The organism is Streptomyces coryli (genome assembly GCF_011044975.1).
Classification (GTDB): domain Bacteria; phylum Actinomycetota; class Actinomycetes; order Streptomycetales; family Streptomycetaceae; genus Streptomyces; species Streptomyces coryli.
Window position 1 is genome coordinate 1 of record NZ_JAAKZV010000431.1, and the last position, 3,617, is coordinate 3,617.

Annotated in this window: 6 protein-coding genes; 4 read left to right on the plus strand and 2 right to left on the minus strand. The window is 69.9% G+C overall.

Annotated elements, in window-relative coordinates:
* A partial coding sequence (locus G5C51_RS40630) for a hypothetical protein (protein ID WP_165245763.1) occupies window positions 1–200 on the plus strand: 200 nt, incomplete at its 5' end.
* An 83-nt stretch (window positions 201–283) separates the two neighbouring features.
* Here G5C51_RS40630 and G5C51_RS40635 read toward each other — a convergent pair.
* A complete protein-coding gene (locus tag G5C51_RS40635) occupies window positions 284–862 on the minus strand; it encodes a TetR/AcrR family transcriptional regulator (protein ID WP_165245765.1) in 579 nt (192 codons plus the stop codon).
* Window positions 863–941: 79 nt separating this feature from the next.
* Between G5C51_RS40635 and G5C51_RS40640 the strand changes: the two genes are divergently transcribed.
* The 3 genes from G5C51_RS40640 (at window position 942) to G5C51_RS40650 (ending at window position 2,835) form a co-directional block, all read left to right on the plus strand.
* The gene (locus G5C51_RS40640) at window positions 942–1,715 is read left to right on the plus strand and encodes an oxidoreductase (protein ID WP_165245767.1); all 774 of its coding nucleotides are present in this window, start codon (window positions 942–944) and stop codon (window positions 1,713–1,715) included.
* 32 nt (window positions 1,716–1,747) lie between these two features.
* The gene (locus G5C51_RS40645) at window positions 1,748–2,116 is read left to right on the plus strand and encodes a VOC family protein (protein ID WP_165245769.1); all 369 of its coding nucleotides are present in this window, start codon (window positions 1,748–1,750) and stop codon (window positions 2,114–2,116) included.
* 113 nt (window positions 2,117–2,229) lie between these two features.
* Complete coding sequence (locus G5C51_RS40650) at window positions 2,230–2,835, plus strand: dihydrofolate reductase family protein (RefSeq protein ID WP_165245771.1); 606 nt, start codon at window positions 2,230–2,232, stop codon at window positions 2,833–2,835.
* A gap of 13 nt (window positions 2,836–2,848) precedes the next feature.
* Here the strand turns inward: G5C51_RS40650 and G5C51_RS40655 are convergent, their stop codons facing one another.
* The gene (locus G5C51_RS40655; RefSeq protein WP_338118498.1) at window positions 2,849–3,520 is read right to left on the minus strand and encodes an ABC transporter ATP-binding protein; all 672 of its coding nucleotides are present in this window, start codon (window positions 3,518–3,520) and stop codon (window positions 2,849–2,851) included.
* Window positions 3,521–3,617: the final 97 nt, after the last annotated feature.

Consider the following 3,617-nt stretch of genomic DNA (forward strand, 5'->3'; position numbering starts at 1 on the left):
GCCACCGCCTCACCCCGCTCTGCCCGCTCCTCGACGTCAACGGCGACGGCCGCGCGGACATGATCGCGGCCTCGAGGCTGCGGGACGCGCAGGTCGCGACCAAGGACGGCAAGCCGCCGAAGACCACCTTGTGGCTCTTCAACGGCACCCCCAAGGGCCTGCGATACGCCCAGCACTTCGCCTCGTCCCGGCTCTGGTGAGGCCTACTGTTCGGTCAGGGCCGGGAGCGACTCTGCGGTTCGATGCGAGGTTGCGGTCCCCGGGCTTTGGCCAGAGGGGCAACTCAGGCTGGCCGTTGGGCGCCGGAGCGTAGGCCGTCGAAGAGGATGGCGGTGATCTGCCTTGCTTCGTCCTGCCAGCCCTCTGTGATGTGCATGCCGCAGATGCCGCCCAGAGCGCGCAGCAGGGTGGGGCCGGTGACGTCATCGCGGATGGTGCCGGCCGTCGCACCGGCGTCGAGCAGGCGGGTGAGGGCGTTGGCCATCTGGGTGCGGGCGTTGTCGAAGACCGGGGAGTTCGTTGTCATGATGCTCTCCAGGGCGACGGCCATCCCCTTGCCCACGGCCGCGTGGTCCACGAGCAGCAGCAGGAAGCGCCGCAGGGCCTCGTGCGGGGGGTGTTGGTCCAGGAGCTGTTCGGGAGTGGCGCACAGCTCGTCGACTTCCTGGCGGTAGACCTCCTCGATGAGGGCTTCGCGGGTCTCGAAGTGGCGGTAGAGGGTTCCCACGGCCACCCCGGCCCTGCGGGCGATCGCCTCGACGTGCACGTCGGTGTCGCCGCCGAGGAACGCCTCCCGGGCTGCGGACAGCAGCGCCTCGCGGTTGCGCCGCGCATCGGCGCGCAGCGGACGTGATGACGGCAACACAACCTCCGTAAGGTGAATCGGACTCCGGTTATGTAGTGTTTCCGGAGTCGGGTTCATCTTACGGAGGAGCGCGCGCGTGACGGCTGCAGGGGAAGGGCTGGACGGGCTCCGGGTGCTGGTCACCGGGGGCAGCCGCGGCCTGGGCGAAGCCACTGTCCGCCGCTTCGCCGCGGCGGGCGCGAAGATGCTGACGGCTTCTCGCAGCAAGCCGAGGGAGGACCTGCCGGCCACGTTCATCCCCGCCGACCTCTCCACCGAGCAGGGGGCGGCGGAGCTCGGCCGGCAGGTCATCGACCGCGTGGGCGGGGTGGACGTGCTGGTGAACAACGCGGGCGCGGCGAGCGCCCCGGCGCCGACCCTGAGCCGGTCGGACGAGTCCTGGCACGCCGATCTCGGGATGAACCTCCTCAGCGCCGTACGCCTGGACCGGGTCCTGGTGCCGGGGATGGTCGAGCGGAAGTCCGGCGTCGTCGTGCACGTCTCCTCGATCGCCAGCCGGCTTCCGCAGCGTACGGAGGCGTCCTATGCCGCCGCCAAGGCGGCGCTCAACGCCTACAGCCGCGAACTGGCCACCGAGGTGGGCGAGCACGGGGTGCGCGTGGTGTGTGTCCTGCCGGGCTTCGTCGTCACCGACGGCGCTGCCGCCCACCTCCAGCACCTCGCGGACCAGCAGGGCGTCAGTACGGACGAGGTCACCCAGCAGATCGTGGACCACCTCAAGATGCCGATGGACCGCCCCGGCGACCCCGAGGACGTCGCCGAGATGATCGCCTTCCTCGCCTCCGGGCGCGCCAAGTGGCTCACCGGAGCGCAGTTCCGCGTCGACGGCGGCATCATCCCGGCGCTCTGAGCAGCAGTCGACACCCAGTAGAGGACACCATCGTGAATATCACCCTGAGCTCCGTGATCATCGATGCCGGCGACCTGGAGCCGGAGGGCACCTTCTGGCACCGGCTGCTCGGCGGCTCGATCACCCGGACCCCGACCCACCACTTCGTCCAGGCCCCCGGCTTCCCGGTCCTGGTGATCCAGTCAGCCCCGGGGCACGTCGCCCCGGAGTGGCCGGACGGCGTGTCCCAGCAGCTGCACCTCGACTTCGCCGTGGACGATCTCCGGGCTGCCGACCGGACGGCGATTGACGCCGGTGCCAGTCGACTGCGGCCCACCGACGACGTCCCTCCGGACTCCGAGAAGGGCAGCCGGGTCTACGCCAGCCCGGCCGGGCACCCCTTCTGCCTGCGGTCCGCCTGAGCGGCCCACGCCGTGAACAATGTCCGCAACAACGGCCTCCGGCTCCGCGCGGCCGATGAGTTTCTGGCTCCCGGCCGGTCCAAGCTTGTGACACCTCAGGAAAGGACACTGCCATGTCGGAGCTTCTCGTCGACTTCATCACCTCCCTGGACGGCTACGCATCAGGTGAGGGATGGCCCGGGTTCTGGGGAGTGGAAGGACCGGAGTACCTCGAATGGCTCGGCGAGCAGCCCGAGGTCACCTACCTGATGGGAGCGAACACCTACCGCCTGATGTCGGGCTTCGCCGCAGGCGAGGTCCCGGCGGGCCAGGACGAGTTCAGGCCCGAGGAAGAGGCGTCCGTCGATGAGCTCACGCAAGCTTCCAAGGTGGTGTTCTCCTCCTCACTCGAGGAGCCACTGAAGTGGGCCAACTCCACGCTCGTCCGCGACGACGCCGTCGAGGCGGTCCGCGCCATGAAGTCGAGCGGCTCGGGGATCCTCAGCACGATCGGCAGCCTCAGCCTGTGCCGGTCCCTGCTACGAGCCGGACTCGTCGACCGCTTCCGGGTCGTGATGTTCCCGGTGATCACCGGGGCCACGGGCGAAGAACGCATCTACGACGGCTATCCGGACGTTGCCCTCGAGATGACCGAGCACCGCACCTTCGACGGCAGCATCCAGCTCGTCGAGTACAAGCCCCGCGTGCTCGAGCACCCGCCGCTCGGTGCCCCTGCGTGACGTCGCCCCGCCGCTAGCCCTCCGTGAGCGTGTCGTACGTGACCGTCCGGTCGCACCAGCGCGTCAGGAGGGTGCGGTCGTGGGTGATCGCCAGCAGTGTGGCGTCTGTGGTGCGGCGGTAGTTTTCCACTGCCGCTACCAGGGCCGCGGTCGTGGAGGCGTCCAGCATCGCTGTCATCTCGTCGCAGATGAGGATGCGTGGGTGGAGGGCTAGGGCGCGGGCCAGGCAGGCGCGTTGGAGTTGGCCGTCGCTTACCTCGTGGGGGCGGCGGGTCAGGAGGTCGGGGGTTAGGCCGACGGTCCTCGCAAGTTCCTTCAGGCGGTCCGGGATTTCCTTCGTGCGGCCAGTCGCGCGCAGCGGTTCCGTGATCGTGGCCTGGAGGGTGAGGCGGGGGTCCACCGCCAGCCGTGGCTGCTGGAAGACGACGCCGATCATCGTGCGTTGTTCGCGGGGAGCGCGGCCGCGCCAGCGGTGGATCAGGTTCCCGTCCAGGTGTACCTCCCCCGACTCGGGCCGATGCAGAAGAGCGGCGACCCGGGCGAGGGTGGATTTCCCACAGCCGCTCGGGCCGAGAAGGCCGACGGATTCGCCGGTGTGCAGCGTCAGAGAGGCGTTCCGTACGACCGGGGTGCGGCGGTCGTAGCCCGCCGTGATCCGGGTCAGCTGCAGTGCGGGATCAGCCACGGGCCGGCTCCTGGTCGAGGGTGTGATGGCAGGCGACTCCGTCGCGGGTGGGCGGGAGTGAGCCGCAGGCGTCGGTGGCGTGGGCACAGCGGGGGGC